At 68.3% G+C, this 18969-nt stretch carries 19 protein-coding genes and 1 pseudogene; 10 read left to right on the top strand and 10 right to left on the bottom strand.

The annotated features are described in order from the left end of the window. Nucleotides 1–97: 97 nt before the first annotated feature. Genes D5S19_RS18005 through D5S19_RS17995 form a run of 3 tightly spaced genes read right to left on the bottom strand, consistent with a single transcriptional unit; the run spans nt 98 to nt 2366 of the window. The gene (locus D5S19_RS18005; protein ID WP_120024510.1) at nt 98–1069 is read right to left on the bottom strand and encodes a D-alanine--D-alanine ligase family protein; all 972 of its coding nucleotides are present in this window, start codon (nt 1067–1069) and stop codon (nt 98–100) included. Continuing rightward, nucleotides 1066–2193, bottom strand: a complete 1128-nt coding sequence (alr, locus tag D5S19_RS18000) for an alanine racemase (RefSeq protein ID WP_233574012.1) — start codon at nt 2191–2193, stop codon at nt 1066–1068. The genes D5S19_RS18005 and alr overlap by 4 nt, the downstream gene beginning before the upstream one ends. Continuing rightward, a complete protein-coding gene (locus tag D5S19_RS17995) occupies nt 2190–2366 on the bottom strand; it encodes a M15 family metallopeptidase domain-containing protein (RefSeq protein ID WP_147397437.1) in 177 nt (58 codons plus the stop codon). The genes alr and D5S19_RS17995 overlap by 4 nt, the downstream gene beginning before the upstream one ends. A gap of 95 nt (nt 2367–2461) precedes the next feature. On the opposite strand from D5S19_RS17995, the pseudogene D5S19_RS34170 reads away from it, so the two are divergent. Further along, nucleotides 2462–3849: pseudogene (locus D5S19_RS34170) on the top strand (phosphotransferase); the annotation flags it as partial. Then, nucleotides 3827–4000 carry an AMP-binding enzyme gene (locus D5S19_RS33575; RefSeq protein ID WP_267901129.1) on the top strand — a complete coding sequence of 58 codons (174 nt, stop codon included), beginning with the start codon at nt 3827–3829 and terminating at the stop codon, nt 3998–4000. The pseudogene D5S19_RS34170 and the gene D5S19_RS33575, both read left to right, overlap by 23 nt. A 5-nt stretch (nt 4001–4005) precedes the next feature. On the opposite strand, the gene D5S19_RS17980 is transcribed toward D5S19_RS33575, so the two are convergent. Together D5S19_RS17980 and D5S19_RS33815 are read right to left on the bottom strand one after the other, a co-directional pair. Then, complete coding sequence (locus D5S19_RS17980; RefSeq protein ID WP_158605558.1) at nt 4006–5289, bottom strand: MFS transporter; 1284 nt, start codon at nt 5287–5289, stop codon at nt 4006–4008. Nucleotides 5290–5371: 82 nt separating this feature from the next. Then, complete coding sequence (locus D5S19_RS33815; protein WP_325050282.1) at nt 5372–5665, bottom strand: MBL fold metallo-hydrolase; 294 nt, start codon at nt 5663–5665, stop codon at nt 5372–5374. Nucleotides 5666–5683: 18 nt separating this feature from the next. Between D5S19_RS33815 and D5S19_RS33810 the strand changes: the two genes are divergently transcribed. Further along, a complete protein-coding gene (locus D5S19_RS33810) occupies nt 5684–5830 on the top strand; it encodes a hypothetical protein (protein WP_325050281.1) in 147 nt (48 codons plus the stop codon). Between the two features lie 169 nt (nt 5831–5999). Here D5S19_RS33810 and D5S19_RS17970 read toward each other — a convergent pair whose 3' ends face one another. Further along, on the bottom strand, nt 6000–6791 hold the full coding sequence (locus D5S19_RS17970; RefSeq protein WP_199730549.1) for a citryl-CoA lyase: 792 nt from the start codon (nt 6789–6791) through the stop codon (nt 6000–6002). Nucleotides 6792–6793: 2 nt separating this feature from the next. After that, entirely contained in the window at nt 6794–7009 is a 216-nt protein-coding gene (locus D5S19_RS17965) for a hypothetical protein (RefSeq protein ID WP_120024498.1), read from the bottom strand. A 330-nt stretch (nt 7010–7339) separates the two neighbouring features. Between D5S19_RS17965 and D5S19_RS17960 the strand changes: the two genes are divergently transcribed. The 7 genes from D5S19_RS17960 to D5S19_RS17930 all read left to right on the top strand — a co-directional run bounded on the left by D5S19_RS17960 (nt 7340) and on the right by D5S19_RS17930 (nt 13745). Beyond that, nucleotides 7340–8047, top strand: a complete 708-nt coding sequence (locus tag D5S19_RS17960) for a GntR family transcriptional regulator (protein ID WP_158605557.1) — start codon at nt 7340–7342, stop codon at nt 8045–8047. A 284-nt stretch (nt 8048–8331) separates the two neighbouring features. Next, nucleotides 8332–8823 (top strand): nuclear transport factor 2 family protein, encoded by a 492-nt coding sequence (locus D5S19_RS17955; RefSeq protein ID WP_120024496.1) that lies wholly within the window; start codon nt 8332–8334, stop codon nt 8821–8823. 102 nt (nt 8824–8925) lie between these two features. Further along, nucleotides 8926–9192, top strand: a complete 267-nt coding sequence (locus D5S19_RS17950; RefSeq protein WP_120024495.1) for a maleylpyruvate isomerase N-terminal domain-containing protein — start codon at nt 8926–8928, stop codon at nt 9190–9192. Further along, nucleotides 9177–10685, top strand: a complete 1509-nt coding sequence (locus D5S19_RS17945) for an AMP-binding protein (RefSeq protein WP_120024494.1) — start codon at nt 9177–9179, stop codon at nt 10683–10685. Before D5S19_RS17950 ends, D5S19_RS17945 begins: the two co-directional genes overlap by 16 nt. A gap of 19 nt (nt 10686–10704) precedes the next feature. Then, complete coding sequence (locus D5S19_RS33185; RefSeq protein ID WP_120024493.1) at nt 10705–11562, top strand: oxygen-binding di-iron domain-containing protein; 858 nt, start codon at nt 10705–10707, stop codon at nt 11560–11562. Nucleotides 11563–11600: 38 nt separating this feature from the next. Next, on the top strand, nt 11601–12800 hold the full coding sequence (locus tag D5S19_RS17935; protein WP_233574011.1) for a CaiB/BaiF CoA transferase family protein: 1200 nt from the start codon (nt 11601–11603) through the stop codon (nt 12798–12800). Nucleotides 12801–12809: 9 nt separating this feature from the next. Continuing rightward, nucleotides 12810–13745 carry a hydroxymethylglutaryl-CoA lyase gene (locus tag D5S19_RS17930; RefSeq protein ID WP_120024492.1) on the top strand — a complete coding sequence of 312 codons (936 nt, stop codon included), beginning with the start codon at nt 12810–12812 and terminating at the stop codon, nt 13743–13745. A 51-nt stretch (nt 13746–13796) separates the two neighbouring features. On the opposite strand, the gene D5S19_RS17925 is transcribed toward D5S19_RS17930, so the two are convergent. From D5S19_RS17925 to D5S19_RS17915, 3 genes are read right to left on the bottom strand one after another with little or no spacing between them, the layout of a single operon-like run. Beyond that, the gene (locus D5S19_RS17925; protein ID WP_120024491.1) at nt 13797–14960 is read right to left on the bottom strand and encodes a DUF3322 domain-containing protein; all 1164 of its coding nucleotides are present in this window, start codon (nt 14958–14960) and stop codon (nt 13797–13799) included. 1 nt (nt 14961) lies between these two features. Then, nucleotides 14962–18354 (bottom strand): ATP-binding protein, encoded by a 3393-nt coding sequence (locus D5S19_RS17920; protein ID WP_120024490.1) that lies wholly within the window; start codon nt 18352–18354, stop codon nt 14962–14964. Further along, nucleotides 18351–18959: a DUF4194 domain-containing protein gene (locus tag D5S19_RS17915; RefSeq protein ID WP_120024506.1), complete on the bottom strand. Its 609-nt coding sequence runs from the start codon at nt 18957–18959 to the stop codon at nt 18351–18353. The genes D5S19_RS17920 and D5S19_RS17915 overlap by 4 nt, the downstream gene beginning before the upstream one ends. Between the last annotated feature and the right edge of the window lie 10 nt (nt 18960–18969).

Genomic DNA, 18969 nt, shown 5'->3' with positions numbered 1-18969 from the left:
CCGGCGGCGGGTGGCTGCGTACCGGTCCTGTGGCGCCCGGCCTGCCGGCCGGGCGCCACACCATAGTCCACAGTGGACCAACTCTCACTTGCGACGTTCAACCCAAGAGGCCGGGCGTGGCCCGGATGAGCCGGTCCAGGAACTCCGAGTACCCCAGCCCCTCCGCGCCGAACATCTTGGGCACCTGTGACGCCGCGGTCATCCCCGGCATCGTGTTGACCTCGTTGAGCACCGGGCCGTCCGGGGTCAGGAAGAAGTCGACCCGCGCCACTCCGTGACAGCCGAGGGCGTCATACACCCGCAAGGCGGCCTGGGACAACTCGCCGGACTCCTTTTCCGTCAGCTGCGGGGGAATCCGGAACGTCGCGCTGCCGTCGTATTTCGCCGTGGTGTCGAACAGTCCGTCGTCGAGGACGATCTCCAGCGGTGGGCCGGTGCGGCGTCCGAAGTCCGGGTCGTCGAGCACCGCGACGTCGATTTCCCGGCCGTGGATGACCTGTTCCACCAGTACCCGGTCGTCCAGTTCGAGGGCCGCGCGCAGGGCGGGCTCGAAGTCGGCGGCCGTTTCGACGAGACGCACGCCGAAACTCGACCCGGCGGCGACCGGCTTGACCACCACCGGGCCGGTGAAGACCGCCGGTAAGTCGGCCGAAGTGAGCAGCCGGCCGGGAGCGGTCGGCACCCCGACCGCTTCGGCGACCAGCTTCGTCACCCACTTGTCCATCGCGAGCGCCCCGGCACGCATTGGCGAACCGGCGCACGGAATTCCGGCCAGCTCGCACAGCGCGGCGAGCGCACCGTCCTCCCCGCGCGGCCCGTGCACCACCGGCAACACGACATCGCATCCGGCCAGCACCCCGAGGGCTGCCGCGAGACCGGTCGCCGGAGTGTCGCCGAGCAGCTGTTCCGCGGGGCCCAGCCACCGCCCGTCCGGCCGGATGGTCAGCGGCACCGCCACATACCGGGCCGGGTCGAGCGCCGCACGGACCGACGCCGCCGAAGCCAGCGAGACCTCGCGTTCGCAGTTCTGCCCGCCGCCGATCACGGCCACCCACAGCGGCCCGCTCATCGCACGCACCGCTGCACCCGCGGCCCGATACCGGTCACGATCTCGTGCGGGATGGTGCCCGCCCATTCCGCCCACTCTCCTGCTGCCGGTTCACCTTCGTCGCCGGGACCGAACACCACGGCTTCGCTGCCCTGCTCCACCGGGTCATCCCCGAGATCCACCACCGTCTGGTCCATCGAGATCAGCCCGGTCACCGGCCGGCGCCGCCCGGCGACCAGGACCTCCGCCCGCCCGGACGCCGCGCGGGGCAAGCCGTCGGCGTACCCGATCGGCAGCAGCGCCAAGGTCGTCGGCCGGTCCGTGACATAGGTGTGACCGTAGCCAACCCCGGTCCCGGCGGGCACTCGCCGTACCTGCACAACCGGCGCGACCAGCCGCAACGCGGACCGCAACCGGGTGCTGCCGGACGGGTCGATCCCGATCAGCCCCACGCCGATCCGGACCAGGTCCAGATGCGTACTCGGATCGGTCAACGTCGCCGCGGTCGCTGCCAGATGCCGGACCACCGGCCGTAATCCGGCACGGACGGCCAGCTCGGCTCCGCACTGCAACGCCAGCCTGCCCTCGGCGTTCGCCGGATGTCCGGGCCGGTCCGCGGCCGGCAGGTGTCCCATCACGCCCACCACGGTGATCTGCCCGGCCGCCTCGGCCCGCCGTGCCGCCGCGACGAGTTCGAGCCACTCCTCCGGCGCCGCGCCGTCACGGGCCAGGCCCGTGTCCAGCTGGAGGTGGATCCTCATCGGACAGCCGGCCGCCACGATCGCGTCGAGATGACCGACGCTCGGCACGGCGAGGTCGAGCCGGTTACGGCAGGCGGTCTCGACGTCGACCTCGACCGGGTTCAGCCAGCTCAGCACCGGTGCGGTCAGCCCGGTCGCCCGCACCGCCACGCCTTCGGCGATCGAGGTGACACCGAGCCAGCTCGCGCCGTTGGTCAGCGCCACCCTCGCCACGTCGCCGAGCCCGTGCCCGAAACCGTCGGCCTTCACCACGGCCATCACTTCTCCCTGCGTGGCCGCGGCGAACCGGCGGGTGTTGGCGGCGATCGCGGACAAGTCGATTTCCAGCGTCGGCTCGGTCGCGGTGCTCCGCGGCCGGCGAAGCCGTGTCACGACGGCGCTCACGCCGTGGCCACCGCGTCCACGCCGGGATAACGGACGCGGAGGGTGTCGGTGTACTCCTCGAAGATCTCCTGCTGATCGGCGGTGCTCCGATGCCCTTCGACGACGCGGAGATCCACGCCGCCCGGCAGCGCCGCCCGCGCCGAGGCCAGTTTTGCGGCCAGGCCCGCACGCACCCGCACATCGGGGCGCGAAATCCACCGGGACCAAAGGATCGCCGTTGTCCTGCACGAGCGTCGCGTGCACCCGAGGATCGGCGAGCAGGATCGTCATGGCCTCAGATGCTAGGGGCCGGATGGCGGCCCCGGCTCGCCCGGAAGTACCGCTGACGACAGCCGAACGGTCAGTCCCGGCCGTTTCGCCTCGGCCGATCGGCCGAGGCGAAACGGACTCGCGCGGTGTCGCGGGCCGCTCGGCAAGCTGGTGCCGGTGGCCGATCAATCTGCCAGGGAGAGGAGCGGCGCCTTCGATGAACGAGTTCGAGCAGGATCTGGTACGCGCGCTGATTCGGGACCAGCACCCGGATCTCGCTCACCTGACACTCCGCGACGTCGCCGGTGGCTGGGACAACCAGATGTGGCGTCTTGGCACGGACCTAGCCGTCCGGTTGCCCCGCACCGAACGTGGCCCCGCCCTCTTGCGGACCGAGCAAACGTGGCTGCCCCGGCTCGCCGGCCACCTGCCCCTGCCGACCCCGGTCCCCGTCCGCGTCGGCGAGCCTTCACCCCGCTTCGAGCACACCTGGACGATCGTGCGCTGGGTCGAAGGCGAGCCCGCGACCACGCGCCGCTCACCCGAGCCGACGCAGCCGAGACCCTCGCCGGATTTCTCCTTGCCCTGCACCAGAACGCACCCGCGGCAGCCCCCACCAGCGCGACGCGCAGTGCGCCACTCGCCCGGTTTCGGGACGAGCCGGGCGAACTCTCCGACGCAGCGCGGGAAACCTGGGAAAAGGCAGTCTCCGCGCCCGCGTGGCACGGAGCGCCGACGTGGCTGCACGGCGATCTGCACCCGGCGAACGTAGTCGTGCGGGAAGGCACGCTCGCCGGTGTGCTCGATTTCGGCGACATGTGCGCAGGCGACCCCGCGACCGATTTGTCCGCCGCCTGGCTCCTGCTCCCCGACGGTGCGGTGGACCGGTTCTTCGCCGCTTACGGGGCAGTGGACGAAGCCACCGTGACCAGGGCCCGCGGCTGGGCGGTCCTGCGGGCGCTGAGCCTGATCAGCGTCGGCAGACTCGGCCCCCCCCCGGCGGCAAACCGACCGGGGAACCGGCCGGCCGAGCCGCCCTCCGGCGCGCACTGGACACATCGGACGGTGCACCGGACACCCGGTAGCCGCCAGGGGCGGCCTGCCGAGCCCGGCACGGACGGCGAGGTGCCCGTCCGCGGCGCGGTCGTGCTGCGTGAGTACTGGCATAACCCCGAAGCGACCCGGCAAACGCTCGAAGACGGCTGGCTGCACACCGGCGACATCGGCCACTTCGAGAACGGCTATCTGTACCTCACCGACCGGGCCAAGGACGTCATCATCACCGGTGGGTCCAATGTGTACCTCCGTGAGGTGGAAGAGGTCCTGCTCGCGCACCCCGCGGTCCGGGAAGCGGCAGTGATCGGCGTCCCCGACCCCGAATGGGGTGAGTCGGTCCACGCGTTCGTCGTCCACCGGGGTCGGGGAAGCCGGCCTCATCGAGCACTGCAAAGCCCGCATGGCTTCGTTCAAGAAGCCCCGCGCGGTGCACTTCGTCGGCGAATTATCCAAGAACGCCACCGGAAAGATCCTCAAACGCGAACTCCGGAAGGCCGGCTGAGGGTCTCAACCGCGCTCGCGACTCAGCACGGCGGCCCGGTCGGCGGTCGCGGCCGGCACGGTCAGCACCGCGATCGCGCCGAGCAACGCGGGCAGCACCCACGCCAGGAAGTTCCACGTCGTCGGCAGATTCAGGGCGAGGAAGCCGCCACCGCCCAACGTGGCCACCACGGCGCCGATCCGGGCGATCCCGAACGTGGCGCTCATCGCGGCCGCGCGAGAGGCGGCCGGGTAGTAGATGCCGATGAAACCGTAGAGCAGCGTCAGCGAGCCGATCGAGCCGAAACCGACGACCGCGACCAGTACCAGCAGCACCGGCGTGGGTGCACCGCCGACGCCCAGGACGACGAGCGCGATCATGGCGGCGGCGAAGGACCCGGCGGCAACGGACCTGGCACCGAACCGATCCGCCAGCGGCGCCGACCCGACCGAACCGACGATGGCGCCGGTGTTGATGGCCACGAGGAAGGCGAGCGAGGAGGTCAGGGAATAGCCGGCCAGCCGCATGATCTGCGGCAGCCAAGTGTTCATGCCGTAGATCAAAAGCTGGCCGAACACCCCGGCGAGGCAGAAGAACACGGTGGCCATACCGGTCCGGCCACGCCAGATCGAGGGAGCCGCCACCGGCTCATCGGAGGTGGCGACCGCGGTCAGGCCGTACCGCTGCGCCACGGCCGCCGCTTCCGCTGTCCTGCCAAGGCGGATGAGGTCGGCGGGCGATTCGGGCAGCCACTTGAGCAGGATCGGCACCAGCAGCAGTGGCACCGCGCCGAACGCGAACATCACCCGGAATCCGACGTGGGGCAGCAGCGCCAGCGCCAGCAGCGAGGAGAAGATGCCACCGACCGCGTAACCGGAGAACATGATGGCGTTGTTCAGGTTTTTCCGGCCACCACGGGAGAAATCCGCGGTGACCGTGATGCAGGTCGGGATCGCGGCCCCCAGCCCGAGGCCGGCGAGAACCCGTCCCACCCCGAACAGCCATGGCGAAGGGGCAGCCGCGGTCAACGCCATGGCGCAGGAGAACCAGATGAGCGAGATCAGGATGGCCTTGCGACGGGTGAACTTCGCCGCGAGCGTCGAGGCGCCGAGTGCGCCCACGACGATGCCGAACAGGGCCAGGCTGCCGAGCAGGCCGGTCGACGCCGTGGTGAGGTGCCACGGCTGGTAGGCGAGCAGGTCGGGGACGGTGGCACCGTAGATGATGAGGTCGTACCCGTCGAAGATCAGTACCGCGAAGCAGAGGGCCACGACCACGGCGGAACGCCGGTTCGTCGTTGAACTGGGCATGGTGGCACTACTTTCGTGCAGTACCAGCGCGAACACGCCGGTGAGGAGGGGAGAGCAGCACTGCGGCCGGACGGAACGCGGGTCACGCGCTCCACCCGCCGGCTGTCCATGATGGACAGAAGAGGAAGTCCGCCGCCGACCAGTCGCGGCGTTGCCATTCCGCCGTTTTCGGCCGTCCGGCACCGTGCGTGGTGTCGGGGCCGTGGCCAGGGTAGATCCAGGTGCTGACCGGACAGGCATCGAAGAGCTTGCGCGTGACACCCGCCGGCAGCAGGGCGAACAGTTCCGGTTCGTCGTGGGTTTTGCCTACACCGCCCGGAAACAGCACGTCGCCGGTGAATACGTGGACGATACCCTTCGGCTCCTCGTGACTCAAGGCGATCGAGCCTGCGGCGTGGCCCACAAGATGGGTGACGGCGAGTTCGACGTTGCCGAGCCGGATGCGGTCACCGTCCCGGACCGGGCAGTCGGTGCCGACCGGGATGTTCGGCGCGTCTGCGCGCCGGTCTTTCCGGCCACTTCCGCCCGCGCCTGCCAGTGATCGTAATGGCCGTGGGTCGTGACCACTTTGGTCAATCCGGCAGGTCCGGCGTAGGGACCGACCGCGGCCTTGGTGACGCGAAGCCCGTTCGCCTCACGGATCGCGGCCGGCGCGTGCACCGACACGTCAGTGTATCCGGTGGACATGGTCTGCGTCCTTTGTTTCGGAGTCAGCGGAGAGGGCGGTACTCGACGGCGTCCTCGGCGAGTGTCCACAGTGACCTTCCGATGGGCGCCCGGGCTTCTTCGGCCAGATGCCCGACGACGCCCGCCGCGCGGGAAACCACGGCCACGCCTCGCAGCACCGAGGTGTCGATGCCGAGGTCGCACAGCACCGCGCCGCACATGCCGCCCGCGTTCAGCGGCAATGGCACCGAAGCCGACGCCGCGGCTTCTTGCTGCACCGCCAGCATCAGCTGGATGTGCGGGCCGACCGTGCCGTGCTCGCGGGCCAACTCCAGCAACCGCGCCGTGCGAGGGTCGCCGCTTTTGTGGATCGGATGCCCGATGCCCGGCAGCCGCTTTCCCGCCGCGCGATACTCGTCCACGATCCGCTTGGCACGGCGCCTCACCTCTGCCTCGTCGTGCGGCGCCTCCTCACCCGAGGCCCGCAACATGCGGCCGGTGTCCTCGAAAACCCCGAGAAAGACACTGCCCGCCCCCAGCACGCCGGCGGCGACCGCGCCCTGAACCGCTTCCGGAGCGCCGGTGTAGGTCAGCCGCGCGGCCAACGCGGACGGCGTCAGGCCGTGATCGGCGAGCGCCACCAGCACCGCGTTGAACAGCACCGCTTCGCCGTGGCCGGGGAGCCGTCCGGTGACCAGCAGGTAGAACATGCTGCCGAAGTCGACGGTCCCCATCAGTTCATCGGCCAGCCGATAGCCCTGTACCCGGATCTCGTCTTCGGTGGTGAACCCGATCGACGTCCTCAGGCCGGCCGGCCGCGCACGAGCCGAGTCCACTCTCAGACCTGCTCACGCGCGGCGGGCACCGGGTCCGCATCGTCTGACCACGGCTCGAGATCCAGATCGCGGGCGGAGACGGAGAACCCGATCGAGCCGCCCCGGCCCGGGCTCAGGAAGTAGTGCCGGTGCGGGTAGTTCTCGTCGCGGACGGCGGCGTCGAGGTCGTCGGTGACGAGCGCCAGGTGGTTCAGACTCACGTAATTGATCTTGCTCATGAACTGCGTCTCCTAGGCCCGGGATGGCGCCGGGCAGTGGACCTGCGTCGGTTAGTGAAGGATTGTATGCATGTAAAACTTGTCTGCGCAATCGGATCTGCCACCTCCGGTACCGCGAAGAGTTCCGCTACACCCGGTCCAACCTGCAATTACCGCCTGCCGGACGGCACCGCGAGACCAGGATGCAACCTTTCCGCAGACCGCCAGCCTTGCCGTACTATTGTATCCAACATCGTGACACGCGACGGCTCGTGCACCAGCCGTATGCGACATGGGATGCTGATGGACAGGCACGCCGTGTGCCGTCGCAGTGCGCGGAGAGGAGTCTCGGTGGGCCGGTCTGCGAGGGATACCGCCTACGAACACCTCCAGCGAGGCATCGCCGACGGCGAGTATCCGGCCGGAAGCTGGCTGCGCGAGGAGGACATCGCCGTCGCGGCCGGGGTGAGCCGAACCCCCGTGCGCGAAGCGATTCAGCGGCTCAGCGCACAAGGGCTGGTGCGCATCGAGCGGCACCGCGGCGCGGTGGTGATCGGCTGGACGGCCTCCGACCTCGACAACATCTACGACTTGCGACTGGTGCTCGAATGCTTCGGCATCCGGCAGACGACGGAGCGGAAGGCGCTGCTCGACGAGGACGCCCTCCTCGCGATCTGCGACGAGTGCGACACGCTGCTGGCGACCGAAGGGCCACAGGCCGGGCAGCTGGGCCAGCTCTGCATCGATTTCCACCTGACGCTCTACCGCGGCAACCGGCAGCTGGTCGCGATGCTCCCCGCGACCCTCGACCCGCCGTTCGTGCGGGAGGCGTTCCACCACCACACCCGTGCGGACCTCAGCCGTGCCTTCGCCCAGCATCGGGAGATTCTCGAAGCGATCCGCCTCGGCGACGCGGATTGGGCGGAGGGCATCATGCGCGCGCATCTGCGCGCCGGACGGCACTCCCTGACGAGGATGGAGTGGACCCGCCCGGAGGACGGGCAATCGGCCTCGGCAGCCACGCCGGACGAGCCGGGCAGCGACCGCGCCACCGCCTGAGCGCGCGGATTTCCCGCCCCACCAAGGGATTCGCGGCTCCCCACCGGGCAGGCAGGCCACGGCACCGGGTTGAGGTTGACGGGTTCACTGTCCGCGCGCTACCTTCTCTCGTATACAACTTACTGCCACGTCTGCCGTAGCATCTCCAATAACCAGCAAAACAATACAAACTGTCACTACATTGGATACAACTCGGTGGGCGGGGCCTCCGGTCGCGTCTGCACGCCTCATGGTCCACAGAGGAGTGGAGATGACGATCGGCGTATTTACGGAGGGTCGCACGCATGACCAAGGCGGGCACGGACGGTGCGCTCCACGAAACACCGCGGAGCGGGCACGGCGAAACCGAAGGCCGGGCAGCGGCGGCGTTCGACCGGTGGTACCAGGCCCATGAGACCGCCGACCTCGCAGGGCTCGCGGCCGTCCTCGCCGAGAACGTCACGGTCAGGTCGCTGTTCCGGCCGGCTCCGGTGCAGGGGCGCGAACGCGCGGTCGAGCACTTCAAGAAGACGCTGCAGGCGTTTTCCGATCTGTCGATGCCATTGCTGGGCCCCGCAGGAATCACCGCTATGGGGGTGGTGCTCGGAGAAGTACGGTTCGTCGGGCACTTCACGGGCTTCCTGACGGTGCGCGATCGCCGCTACGAAGGCGAGCGACAGCCCTTCGACGTCTCCGGTGCGGTCATCCTCCACACCGGAAACGATGCCGTCACCTCCGTACGAACGCTCTTCGACCGGGATGACTGGCTGCACCAGATCGGCATTCCGGTCCGCTGAAGAAATCTTGTCAACCAAGCAAAGGAGCTTGTGCACCATGGCCGCGGCCGTGACCCCACGAGTGGGCGTCACCCGGACCGGCGGCAAGGACACCCTCGTGCGGTGGATTGCCAGGAGTTCGCCACCTGCCTGGAGATGATGGTCGAAGCCGGCGAACGGGAATGGCAGAGCCAGACCCCGTGCGACCGGTGGGAGATCCGCGACATGGCCGGCCACCTGCTCGACGCGGCGTACTGCTACCTCGGCTATTTCAAGCAGGGTGAGGGCTCTGCGACGAGGAGTGGCCCGGCCGCCTGGTCCCGCACCTTCAGGCACCTGACCGCAGTTCCGACCAACGAGCGAGAAGATGGGCGATGGCTGAGATACTGACCCTGCCGGAGTTTCTCCGCGAAGGCGTGCGGAAGTGGCCGGACAAGCCGTGGCTGCACACTCCGGAAGGCACCACCACCCGCGCGGCGCTCTACGCGGATGCCCTCCGCTGCCTTGGCGGGCTTCGCGGTCTGGGCGTCGAGCCGGGAGACCACGTGGTGATCGTGTTGCCCAATGGGCAGGACTTTCTGCGTGCCTGGTTCGCGAGCGGACTCTGTGGCGCGGTCAGTATCGCGGTCAATCCCCAGGCGACCAGCGAACTTCCCGCGGTCGTCAAGGACACCGGCGCGAAGCTGGTCGTCGTGCCCGCGGACTTCACGGCCGAAAATCTCGGCGGCGTCCCGGTCACGACAGTGGCGGAACTGAATGCGGCAGAACCCGCGGAACCCGTTGTCTGTGCACCGGAATCACCTGCCACCTACATTCAGAGTTCGGGTAGCACCGGCAGGCCGAAGTTCATCATCGAGACGCACGGTATGTACACGATGGCCGCCGAAGGCTACCCGTACTGGCTGGGTCTCACCGAGGACGACGTCTGTCTCACCACACTCCCCCTTTCCCATCTCAACGCACAGGCGTATTCGACACTCGGAACGTGGGGCAACGGCGCCGAGCTGGTGTTGCTGCCGAAGTTCTCCGCGAGCACGTTCTGGGAGACCGTCCACCTTTACGGTGTCACGGTGTTCAACGCGATCGGCGCGATGATCGAAATCCTGATGGAGCGGGAGCCCTCAAGCGCCGAACGCGGACACAAACTGCGTTACGCATACTCCGCACCCGCGCCGGTCGAAGCCCGGCACAAAGAGATCGAGAAACGCTTCGGCTTGCGTCTGGCGATCGGATACGCCCTCTCGGAAACCCCGTACGGGCTCATCGTCCCGCTCGACGAACCACCGGCGTACGGTTCCATGGGACGTCCCCGCCAGCACCCACGGCTCGGGCGCGTCAACGAGGCCCGGATCATCGGCCCCGGCGGAGCCGAGGTCCCGGCCGGGCAGACCGGCGAGCTGCAGCTGCGGAACCCGGCACTGAGCCCCGGGTACTTCGGCCTGCCCGACGAAACTCGCGCTCTGCGCAGCGACGGCTGGCTGCACACCGGCGATCTGGCCTACGCCGACGCCGCCGGAAACCTCTATTTCGCAGGCCGGCTCAAGGAAATCATCCGGCGCCGCGGCGAGAACCTCTCCCCCGCCGATGTGGAAGTGGTCCTCGACGCCCATCCTGCGGTTTCCTCCAGCGCGGTGATCGGCGTGCCGTCCCCACTGTCCGAAGAGGACGTCAAGGCGTTCGTGCTGCGCAAGCCGGACACCGAAGTCGACGCCGGGGAACTCGCGGAGTGGGCAGCGCAGCGGCTCCCGCCGTACAAGCGGCCACGCTACCTCGAATTCGTCGAGAGCTGGCCGCTCACCGAGACGCACAAGATCGCCAAGCGCTTGCTGCCGACCACGCGCACCGCGAACGAGGTCGATTTCGACCCACGTAGCGGCGCCTGACCCTCCCGAGGTGACACCGATGTCATCGCCAGAACCAGCCGCCGGGCAGCTCCATCCGCTGCACCTGCCGCCACAGAAGGTGGCCGCCGGCACATATCTCGTCCAGGCGGCGCAACAGGGCCTGGGGGCGCCGCTCTCGGTGCACCTGAACTCCGCCGTCTTCCAGGGTGCCGAGCCGATCATCGTCGACACCGGATCGGCGCGAAACCGCGACCACTTCATCAAGGACGTGTTCTCGCTGGTCGAGCCGGCGGACGTCCGATGGGTGTTCCTCTCCCACGACGATTCCGACCACACCGGCAATCTCGCCGAAGTGATAGAAATGTGCCCGAACGCGACCCTGCTCTGCAGCTGGGCGCTGGTCGAACGGTTCGGCAACGCCTACGACTTCCCGCTTCGAAGATGCCGGTGGGTCAACGACGGCGATTCGGTCCAGGCCGGCGATCGCACCCTGGTCGCACTGCGGCCCCCGGTCTACGACTCGCCGGCCACCCGTGGCCTGCTGGACACCTCGACCGGCGTGTACTGGGCCGCGGACGCGTTCGCCACCCCTGTTCCGGGCGGCCCCGGCACGGCGCCGGCCACCGACGTGGCCGAGCTGGACCCACAGCTCTGGTGGGACGGCATGGTCATGTTCGGTGTGCACGCGCTCGCGCCGTGGCTCAGCCTCGTGGACCGCGGACGCTATGCGAAGACTGTCCGGAACGTCCAGGGCCATCGCATCGAGTGCATCATTTCCGGGCACAGCCCTGTGATCGGTGCAGATCGCGTCGCCGAAGCGTTCGACATGATCGGCCGCCTGGCCGACACCACCCCGCCCCCGTGCCCGGACCAGCAGGTGCTCGAACTGATGCTGCACGCCATGGGCGAGCAGTGACCTCCCTCCGTTCGCCTTCGCAGAGAAAGGGCCGCACCGTGCCCGAACCTCCCGGCCCGCTCGCCGGAATCACCGTCGTGGAGATGGGCCAGCTGATCGCCGGCCCGTTCTGCGGGCAGCTGCTCGGCGACCTGGGCGCCGAGGTGGTCAAGATCGAACCGCCGGGCAGTGGCGATCCGATGCGCCGCTGGGGCCGGACCACCGCCGAGGGCGCCTCCCTGACCTGGCCGGTGATCGCCCGGAACAAGAAGTCCCTCACGCTGGATCTCCGCCGGGAACCGGGTCAGGAGGTGGCCCGCGAGCTGCTGCGGACCGCCGACGTGCTGATCGAGAACTTCCGCCCGGGCACGCTCGAACGCTGGTCGCTGGGCCCCGAGCGCCTGCATGCGGAGAACCCCGGCCTGATCGTGGTCCGGGTCAGCGGATTCGGCCAGACCGGCCCGTACGCGGGGCGCGCGGGCTACGGCTCGATCGGCGAGGCGATGGGCGGCTTGCGCTACCTCATCGGCGAGGCCGACCGTCCGCCGTCACGCGCCGGGATCAGCATCGGCGACTCCCTCGCCGGGACGTTCGCCGCGCTCGGGGCGCTCGCCGCGCTCCATTCCCGGCAGGCGACCGGCCGGGGCCAGGTCGTCGATTCGGCGATCTACGAAGCGGTTCTCGCGATGACCGAGGCGGAGGTGACCGAGTGGGACGCGATCGGCCATCAGCGCGAGCGCACCGGCGCGATCCTGCCGGGCGTCGCGCCGAGCAACGTCTATCCCACCGCGACCGGTGGTGACGTGCTCATCGCGGCCAACCAGGACACGGTGTTCCGCCGGCTCGCCGAGGCGATGGACCGTCCGGAACTGGCCGAGGATCCCCGTTACGCGACGCATCAGGCACGCGGCGCCCGTCAAGCGGAGCTTGACGCTCTCATCGCGGACTGGAGCGGCAAAATCGATGCCGGGGATCTTTTGGCTCTGCTGCACGACGCTGGTGTTCCGGCGGGCAAGGTCTACCGCGCCGAGGACATGTTCGCCGACGACCATTTCGCCGCACGTTCGGCCATCGTGCGCGCCCGCAACGCCCTCGGGCACGAATTCGCCATGCAGAACGTGGCCCCACGGCTGTCCGCGACGCCCGGTGCGGTCCGCTGGTCCGGCCCGGAGCTGGGTGAACACACGGAGGAGATCCTGACCGGGCTCGGCCGCAGCGAGGCCGAGATCACCGCGCTCCGTGACGCGGCCACGATCTGAGTGCCGGCCATGACTCGACACCCCAGCCTCGTGCTGCCACCGTCCGTGGACATCCGCGAGGTCGGCATGCGTGACGGGCTTCAGCTTGAAAAACCCATCCCCACCACCGCCAAGCTGCGTCTGCTCGAAGCGATCGTCGCCTCGGGCGTACGCCGGGTCGAAGCCACGTCGTTCGTCTCGCCGCGCGCGGTCCCGGCACTCGCCGATGCGGACGCTGTGGCCGCCGAACTGACCCGTTGGCCGGGCATCCGGTTCTCCGCACTCGTCGCGAATGTCCGCGGCGCGGTCCGAGCCATCGACGCCGGGGTCGCCCACCTGGAGTACGTGATCTCCGCTTCCGACTCCCACAGCAAAGCCAACGCCGGGCGCACCACAGCCGAAGCCACGGCCGTGATCGGCGACATCGCCGGCGAAGCCCACCGCGCGGGCGGCGAGCTGGAAGTCATCGTCGGCGTCGCCTGGGACTGCCCCTTCGACGGCCGTACCCCACCGCAGCGCGTGCTCGATATCGTCACTTCCGCGGTACGCCAGGGCGCGGACCGGCTCTGCCTCGGCGACACCATCGGCACCACCACGCCGATCCGCATGCTCGCCCTGCTCGACGCGGTACGCACCGCCTGCCCGGACGTGGAGGTCGGCATCCACCTCCACGACACCCGCGGCACCGGCCAGGCGAACGCCCTCGCCGCCGTCCTCGCCGGCGTCCGCCAGCTCGACGCCTCCGTCGGCGGCCTCGGCGGGTGCCCGTTCGCCCCCGGTGCCAGTGGGAACATCGCCACCGAGGAACTCGTGTACTGGCTTGAAGAGTCCGGTGTGGACACTGGTCTGGAACTCTCCCGCGTCCTGTCCGCGGCGTCGGTCGCCGAACACGCGGTGGGTCACGAACTCACGAGTTCGCTGTTGCGTCTTGTGCCGACGTCACCCAGCTGGAACCCAGAGCTGTGAAGGGACCCTTCACGGACTCTGGGTCCGTGAAGGGTCCCTTCACAGCCGTTCTCAGTGGAAAGTCCGGGTGGCTTGCTCGATGGCAGCGTAGGAAATGCGTTCTTGCTCCAGCCGCACGGACCGGCCCAGTACCCCCTCCACCAGATCGGCATAAAGGCGCGCCTCCTCCGGTCGAAGCAACTCGAGATGTTCACTGGTGGGGTCGGGCTCACTGACCCACTGAACCTCATGGGCGAGGAGTGTCGCACGGTCCATGAGCATTGATCGGGTGCCTTCGAACAAGCCGCGCACAGTGTTGAGGATCGCGAATCCGTGGGTGTCGATGTCTCCCCAATAGACGAGGTTTTTCTGAGCCAGCCAGGTCAACGGGCGCAGCCGGGCCGCCGCGTAACCCTCGCCGAAGATCACGACAGCGTCCTCGATCGGCGGAAAGGCCAGATAAGTGATCTCGTTCTCGACGACGAATACTGTACGCTCCGTCGGCGGCATTTCGGCCAGCTCGGCCACCCGGACGGTCAGTTCGCTGAATCCGGGGCCGTCCGCCAAGCGGCGGTAGCGGACGTAAGACGGCTTCTGGCGAAAGAGATACCGTCCGGCGAAATCCGATGGCGGCCTGCCGCGGTCGACGCGCGCCTCGGGGAGCTGCCGGTCCAGCAGCGCGGCCAGGATGCTCCGGAAACGTTCGATGAACTTGGTGTCGACGCCGGGTACGTCGACCTGCCGGAGGTACATGTCGGATCGCGCGTGCGCGTCGATCCACAGGGCGGTGTCGACCAGCCTGGTCCATTCGCCCTGATGCCCGAGCACTTCCATCGGCTTGGCGCACATCCAGCCGGCGATGGCGGGCGCCCGTAGCCGGGTCGCTGCCAGCAAGGCCATGAAGGTCCGCACCTCCTGCTGGACGCCGAGGGCGGACCACAGCTGTTCGTAGGAGTCGATCCAGACCCGGCCGGGTATCTCATTCGTCCCGGCGACCCGGCCGCCGACCGTTCTCGCCTCGACCCGGAGATGCCGGGCCCGGTGCCATTGCTCAACCCAGGCGCGGGCCTCGTCCAGGCGCGCCGAGGTGTCCCGGGGGCTCGGCCCCCGCAGCCCCATCACCAGCGGCTCCCACGATGTTCCCCCGGCGAGCTGCGACAGGAACTCGCCGCGGTCCCACCGGCGTCGCAGCTTGCCGAGCACATCACCGGGAACGGTCCAGCCGGTCGGTGCCATCTCAGCCGCTCTGCTCGGACGCGGTGCCGAGGGCATGCGCGAGCTGGCGTCGCTGGTATTCCTCGATGGTCAACGTCTGCAGCCGCGAGCTGTTACCGGTCTTGTTGTCCACGAACCCGACCGCCGCGACGTACGGTTCGATGACGTGGATTTTCTGCAGTGGTGTCACGATCAGCAGTTGCAGGCCCAGCCTCCGGAACAGGCCGAGCGCGAACCTGGTCGACTCGTCGGAGCCGCGACCGAATGCCTCGTCGATCACCACGAACCGGAAAGTCTTCGACTTGCTCGCACCCCAGTCGAGCTTGAACTGGTAGGCCAGCGAGGCCGCGAGGATCGTGTACGCGAGTTTTTCCTTCTGGCCACCGGATTTGCCACCCGAGTCGGTGTAGTTCTCGTGCTCGGTGTCATCGGTGCGCCACCGCTCGGACGCGGCGAAGGTGAACCAGTTGCGCACGTCGGTGACCCGGCGGGTCCACTGCCGGTCCGGTTCGGTGTGCCCCTCCCGGCCCCTGAACCGTTCGACAAGCGCCTTGACCTGGAGGAACTTCTGTTCGGAGTACTGATTCGAGTCGTCACCGCCGAGCGATCCACTGGTGCAGTCCCGGAGTTCTTTGCGGAAATCGCGGATCTCGACGTTCACGGTGGGATGCGGCTCGAGCCGGATGAACCGGCCGGGGTTGTAATCGATGTCGATCAGCGAGTCGTTGATGGTCTCGATCCGCTGCTTGATCAGCTCCGCCTGCTTGGTCAGCTGGGAATGAAACCCGGCGATGTCGCGAATGGTGTTCGTATTGAGATAGGTCTTGAACTCGGACTCGAACCGGGGCAGGTCGTCGGACGCGATCCGCTCGTGCAGCGCGCGATACTCCCCCGCGGACTGCACCGAGTCGTCGAACTCCGCGGTTTCCAACGGGTAGCCCTTGCGGAAGTCGCCCATCTTCCCGACCACCCGCGCCGCCACCTTGTTCTGCCTGCCGGTATGCCGATCGATCTCCCCAGTGATCTCGTCGTTCACCTCGCTCCGGCAAGTGTCGCAGTCCTCCGGGGTCGCGAAACTCCTCGATCCGACGCGCTCGTGCACGAGAGGAAACGACGCCCTCGCGGGTTCGGCCGACGGCTCGTCCAGGATGGCCTTCGCGACGTGCAGCTGTTTCTCCGCTTCTTCGCTCTGGCTCCTGAGCTTTCCGAGTTCCGCCTGCGCCTCCTCCTTGACCTCCTCCGCCGCCTCGATCCGGGTACCGACGGCATCGAGCTCCACGGTCAGTCGTTTCAGCTCGTCCGACTGTTGTTCCAGGCGCCGCTTCTCCTCACCCAGTTCGGCAATGCGGTTCACCGAAGCCTGCCAGTCGAGTTCGGCGAACTCGCCGAACTGCGCCAGCAAGGTCAACGTGGTGACGAGCCTGCCCTTGGCACTCAGCGCGGCTTTGCACTTTTCGGTCCGCTCATGCAACCCACCCAGCTGAAGCTGAAGCCGGCTCGCCTGGTCGAGCAGCGTGTCGATCTTGGCCTGGTTGTCCCAGCCCAGCACGTAGTGCCGGCGGTCGCCGATCCGGCGGGCGTCGTCCTTCTCATGCCTGCCGCGGGTCCCTTTGCTCTGCCCGGCCCGGGTCACGGCCTTCGCGGCCCGTCGGAACTCGACCATGGTGTCCACGCACTCGTAGTCGGCGCGGTGTGCCAGCTCGCGATCCAGCCAGGCCGAGAACGGCGAGTCCTTGATCTCCAGCTTGGCGAACAGGGACCGCTCGGGCAGCGGCGAGGACGGCGTCCGGCTCAGCCGTTCGGGCACGCGGTAATAGACGAGCTTGATACCGAGGTGCCGTTCGTTGATCCACTCCGAGACTGCGTCGTAATGCTCGCTCGAGACCAGCATCGACAAACCGAAGCTGTGCAGGAGACGCTCGGCGGCGCCTTCCCACGCGGCGCATTCCGCGCGGACCTGGATGAGCTCGCCGACGAAGGGCAGCTCGGCAGAGTCGACCCGCAGCGCGGCGCACAGGGCTTCCCGCACGTCCAGGCTGCGGGTGGGAATGTTGCTGCGCCGCTCCCGCAGGCTTGACAACTCGGTGTTGAGTTCGGCGGCTTCGGCATCGAGTTCGCGGCGCTCCACGGTGAGATCCGTGAGCTGATTCTGCAGATCGGCCTGCTCCTGGTCGAGCGAACCCTGCTTTTCCGCGATTTCCCGCTGCCGGGCGATGAACTGCGCCGGATCCACGACGGCGGGCAGGCCGGCCGACTCCAGATGCGTTTGATACCGGTCGTGCTGCGCCTTCCGCCGGTCGCGTACTTTCTCCTCGCGGTCGATGTCGGCTTCAAGCTGGCCGATCCGATCGCCGCCACAACCCGCGCGTTGGATCTCGAGAGCCCGTTCCTTGCGGCGCAGCCCTTCCAGCTCGGCCTTCGCCTGCACCAGGCTCGCCTGCCGCGTCCCGATCCGGTCGGCGAGCACGCTCAGGCGTTCGGTCAGCAGTGTCGCCTTGCGATCCGCGCAATAGAACCGCAGGGCATCGCGCGCGGCTTTGCCCGTCCTGATCCGGGCGTCCAGCTCGTCATAGGTGTCGCATTCGGCGAGCAGTGGTTCCAGCAGCGTGAGCTGCGTACGCGCCTTGAGCACCGCTTCGTGCGCCTTGGTCAGATCCTCGAAGTGACCGACCAGCCGGCTGGTCCACTCGGCGGCGTCGAATGGTTCCAGCATGTGCGAACGGACGAAGTCGTTCAGGTTGCCGACCGACTTCATCGAAACGGTCTGATGGAACAGCTCCATCGCCTGCTCCGACTCGATGCCGAGCCTACGGCAGAAATCCTTCCCGTAAGCGGGAAAATGCTCGTGGATGCGCACGTCCTGCTTGCGCAGCCTGCGTTTGAGCGTCGCGACGTCCCCGCCGAAGTCGGTGAAATCCCCCGCGATCGTCAAGCCACGGTCCGCGGTCAGGTAGAACCGGTCCGGCTGGCCGGCCGACGCGTCCCGAAACCAGAACACCTGGGCCAGCGTCACTGTCGAGTCGTACCCCGCGTTGGTGAAGGAACCGAGAACGACCGAGAACGACCGCCGATCCCGCAACCCGACCGGCTGGGACGCTCCGGTCACTTCGTTGCGTTCGGACTTGTAGTAGCCCAGCACGTAGGAACGGAGGTGCCGCTCCCTGGCCTCCGCACCCGCGGCCTTGTTGTAGGAGATGCGATGAGCAGGCAGAAGCAGCGTCGTGATCGCGTCGACGATGGTCGATTTCCCGGAGCCGATGTCACCGGTCAGGAGGCTGTCGCGCCCCTCGGGGTGGAATGTCCACACCCGCTGGTCGAAGGTGCCCCAGTTGTAGACCTCCAGGCGCTGCAGCCGGTAGCCGGCGAGTTCGGCCCGCTCGGTGTCGAGCGCCGGTGTGCGGGACAGCCCGCTCATCCGTCCGTATCCTTTCCGCCGCCCAGCTGCGCCGCGTATTCGCCGAGCCGCTGGTCGAATTCGGCGAGCCACTGGCCGTCGACGAACGCTTTGAGAATGCGCCGCACCTCGTAGGCAGCCTCCTGCCCGGTGATCCGCCGCAGGAAGCCGAGGTCGACGATCTTCGCCAGCTGGGTGTCGATCTGGTCGACCAGCCGGGCCTCGTTGCTGCTCTCGGGCAGGAACATCCGCACCATCTCGACGAGCTGGTCCCTGGTGAGGATCAGCCGGGTCTCCGCGCCGGAAGCGTCGAACTCCGCCAGTTTCTTCCGCAGCAGGGCCAGCAGCAGGCTCACGTGGAAGGACAGGGCACGCCGCGGGATCAGCCGGGGCAGCTTCCCGTCCTCCTCCTCGTCGTCCGGCTTCGACCGCAGGAAGGCATAGCCCTCGGCCTCGTCGACGATGACGGTCAGGCCCATGACGCCGACGTAGTCACGCACTTGGGCCTGCAGCGGCAGCAGATGGCGCCAGGCCTTCTCGTGGCTGTCCGCGTAGACCACCCCCTTCATCAGGTGCGTGACGACCAACGGCAGGTCGAGCTCGTCTCGGCGCAACGACGTGGACATGCTGCCCATG

The sequence above is a fragment of the Amycolatopsis panacis genome, assembly GCF_003600245.1.
GTDB lineage: Bacteria > Actinomycetota > Actinomycetes > Mycobacteriales > Pseudonocardiaceae > Amycolatopsis > Amycolatopsis sulphurea.
The sequence above is the reverse complement of the archived record's forward strand: the minus strand, read 5'-3'. Positions and strand labels throughout refer to the sequence as shown.

Bases quoted from the DNA above. Each gene is read 5' to 3' on its own strand.
- D5S19_RS18005 (WP_120024510.1), bottom strand. From the start codon at position 1,069: ATGAGCGGGCCGCTGTGGGTGGCCGTGATCGGCGGCGGGCAGAACTGC.
- D5S19_RS17965 (WP_120024498.1), bottom strand. From the start codon at position 7,009: ATGAGCAAGATCAATTACGTGAGTCTGAACCACCTGGCGCTCGTCACC.
- D5S19_RS17920 (WP_120024490.1), bottom strand. From the start codon at position 18,354: ATGAGCGGGCTGTCCCGCACACCGGCGCTCGACACCGAGCGGGCCGAA.
- D5S19_RS17925 (WP_120024491.1), bottom strand. From the start codon at position 14,960: ATGGCACCGACCGGCTGGACCGTTCCCGGTGATGTGCTCGGCAAGCTG.
- D5S19_RS17980 (WP_158605558.1), bottom strand. From the start codon at position 5,289: ATGCCCAGTTCAACGACGAACCGGCGTTCCGCCGTGGTCGTGGCCCTC.
- D5S19_RS17955 (WP_120024496.1), top strand. From the start codon at position 8,332: ATGACCAAGGCGGGCACGGACGGTGCGCTCCACGAAACACCGCGGAGC.
- D5S19_RS17915 (WP_120024506.1), bottom strand. From the start codon at position 18,959: ATGTCCACGTCGTTGCGCCGAGACGAGCTCGACCTGCCGTTGGTCGTC.
- D5S19_RS33185 (WP_120024493.1), top strand. From the start codon at position 10,705: ATGTCATCGCCAGAACCAGCCGCCGGGCAGCTCCATCCGCTGCACCTG.
- D5S19_RS17945 (WP_120024494.1), top strand. From the start codon at position 9,177: ATGGCTGAGATACTGACCCTGCCGGAGTTTCTCCGCGAAGGCGTGCGG.
- D5S19_RS17930 (WP_120024492.1), top strand. From the start codon at position 12,810: ATGACTCGACACCCCAGCCTCGTGCTGCCACCGTCCGTGGACATCCGC.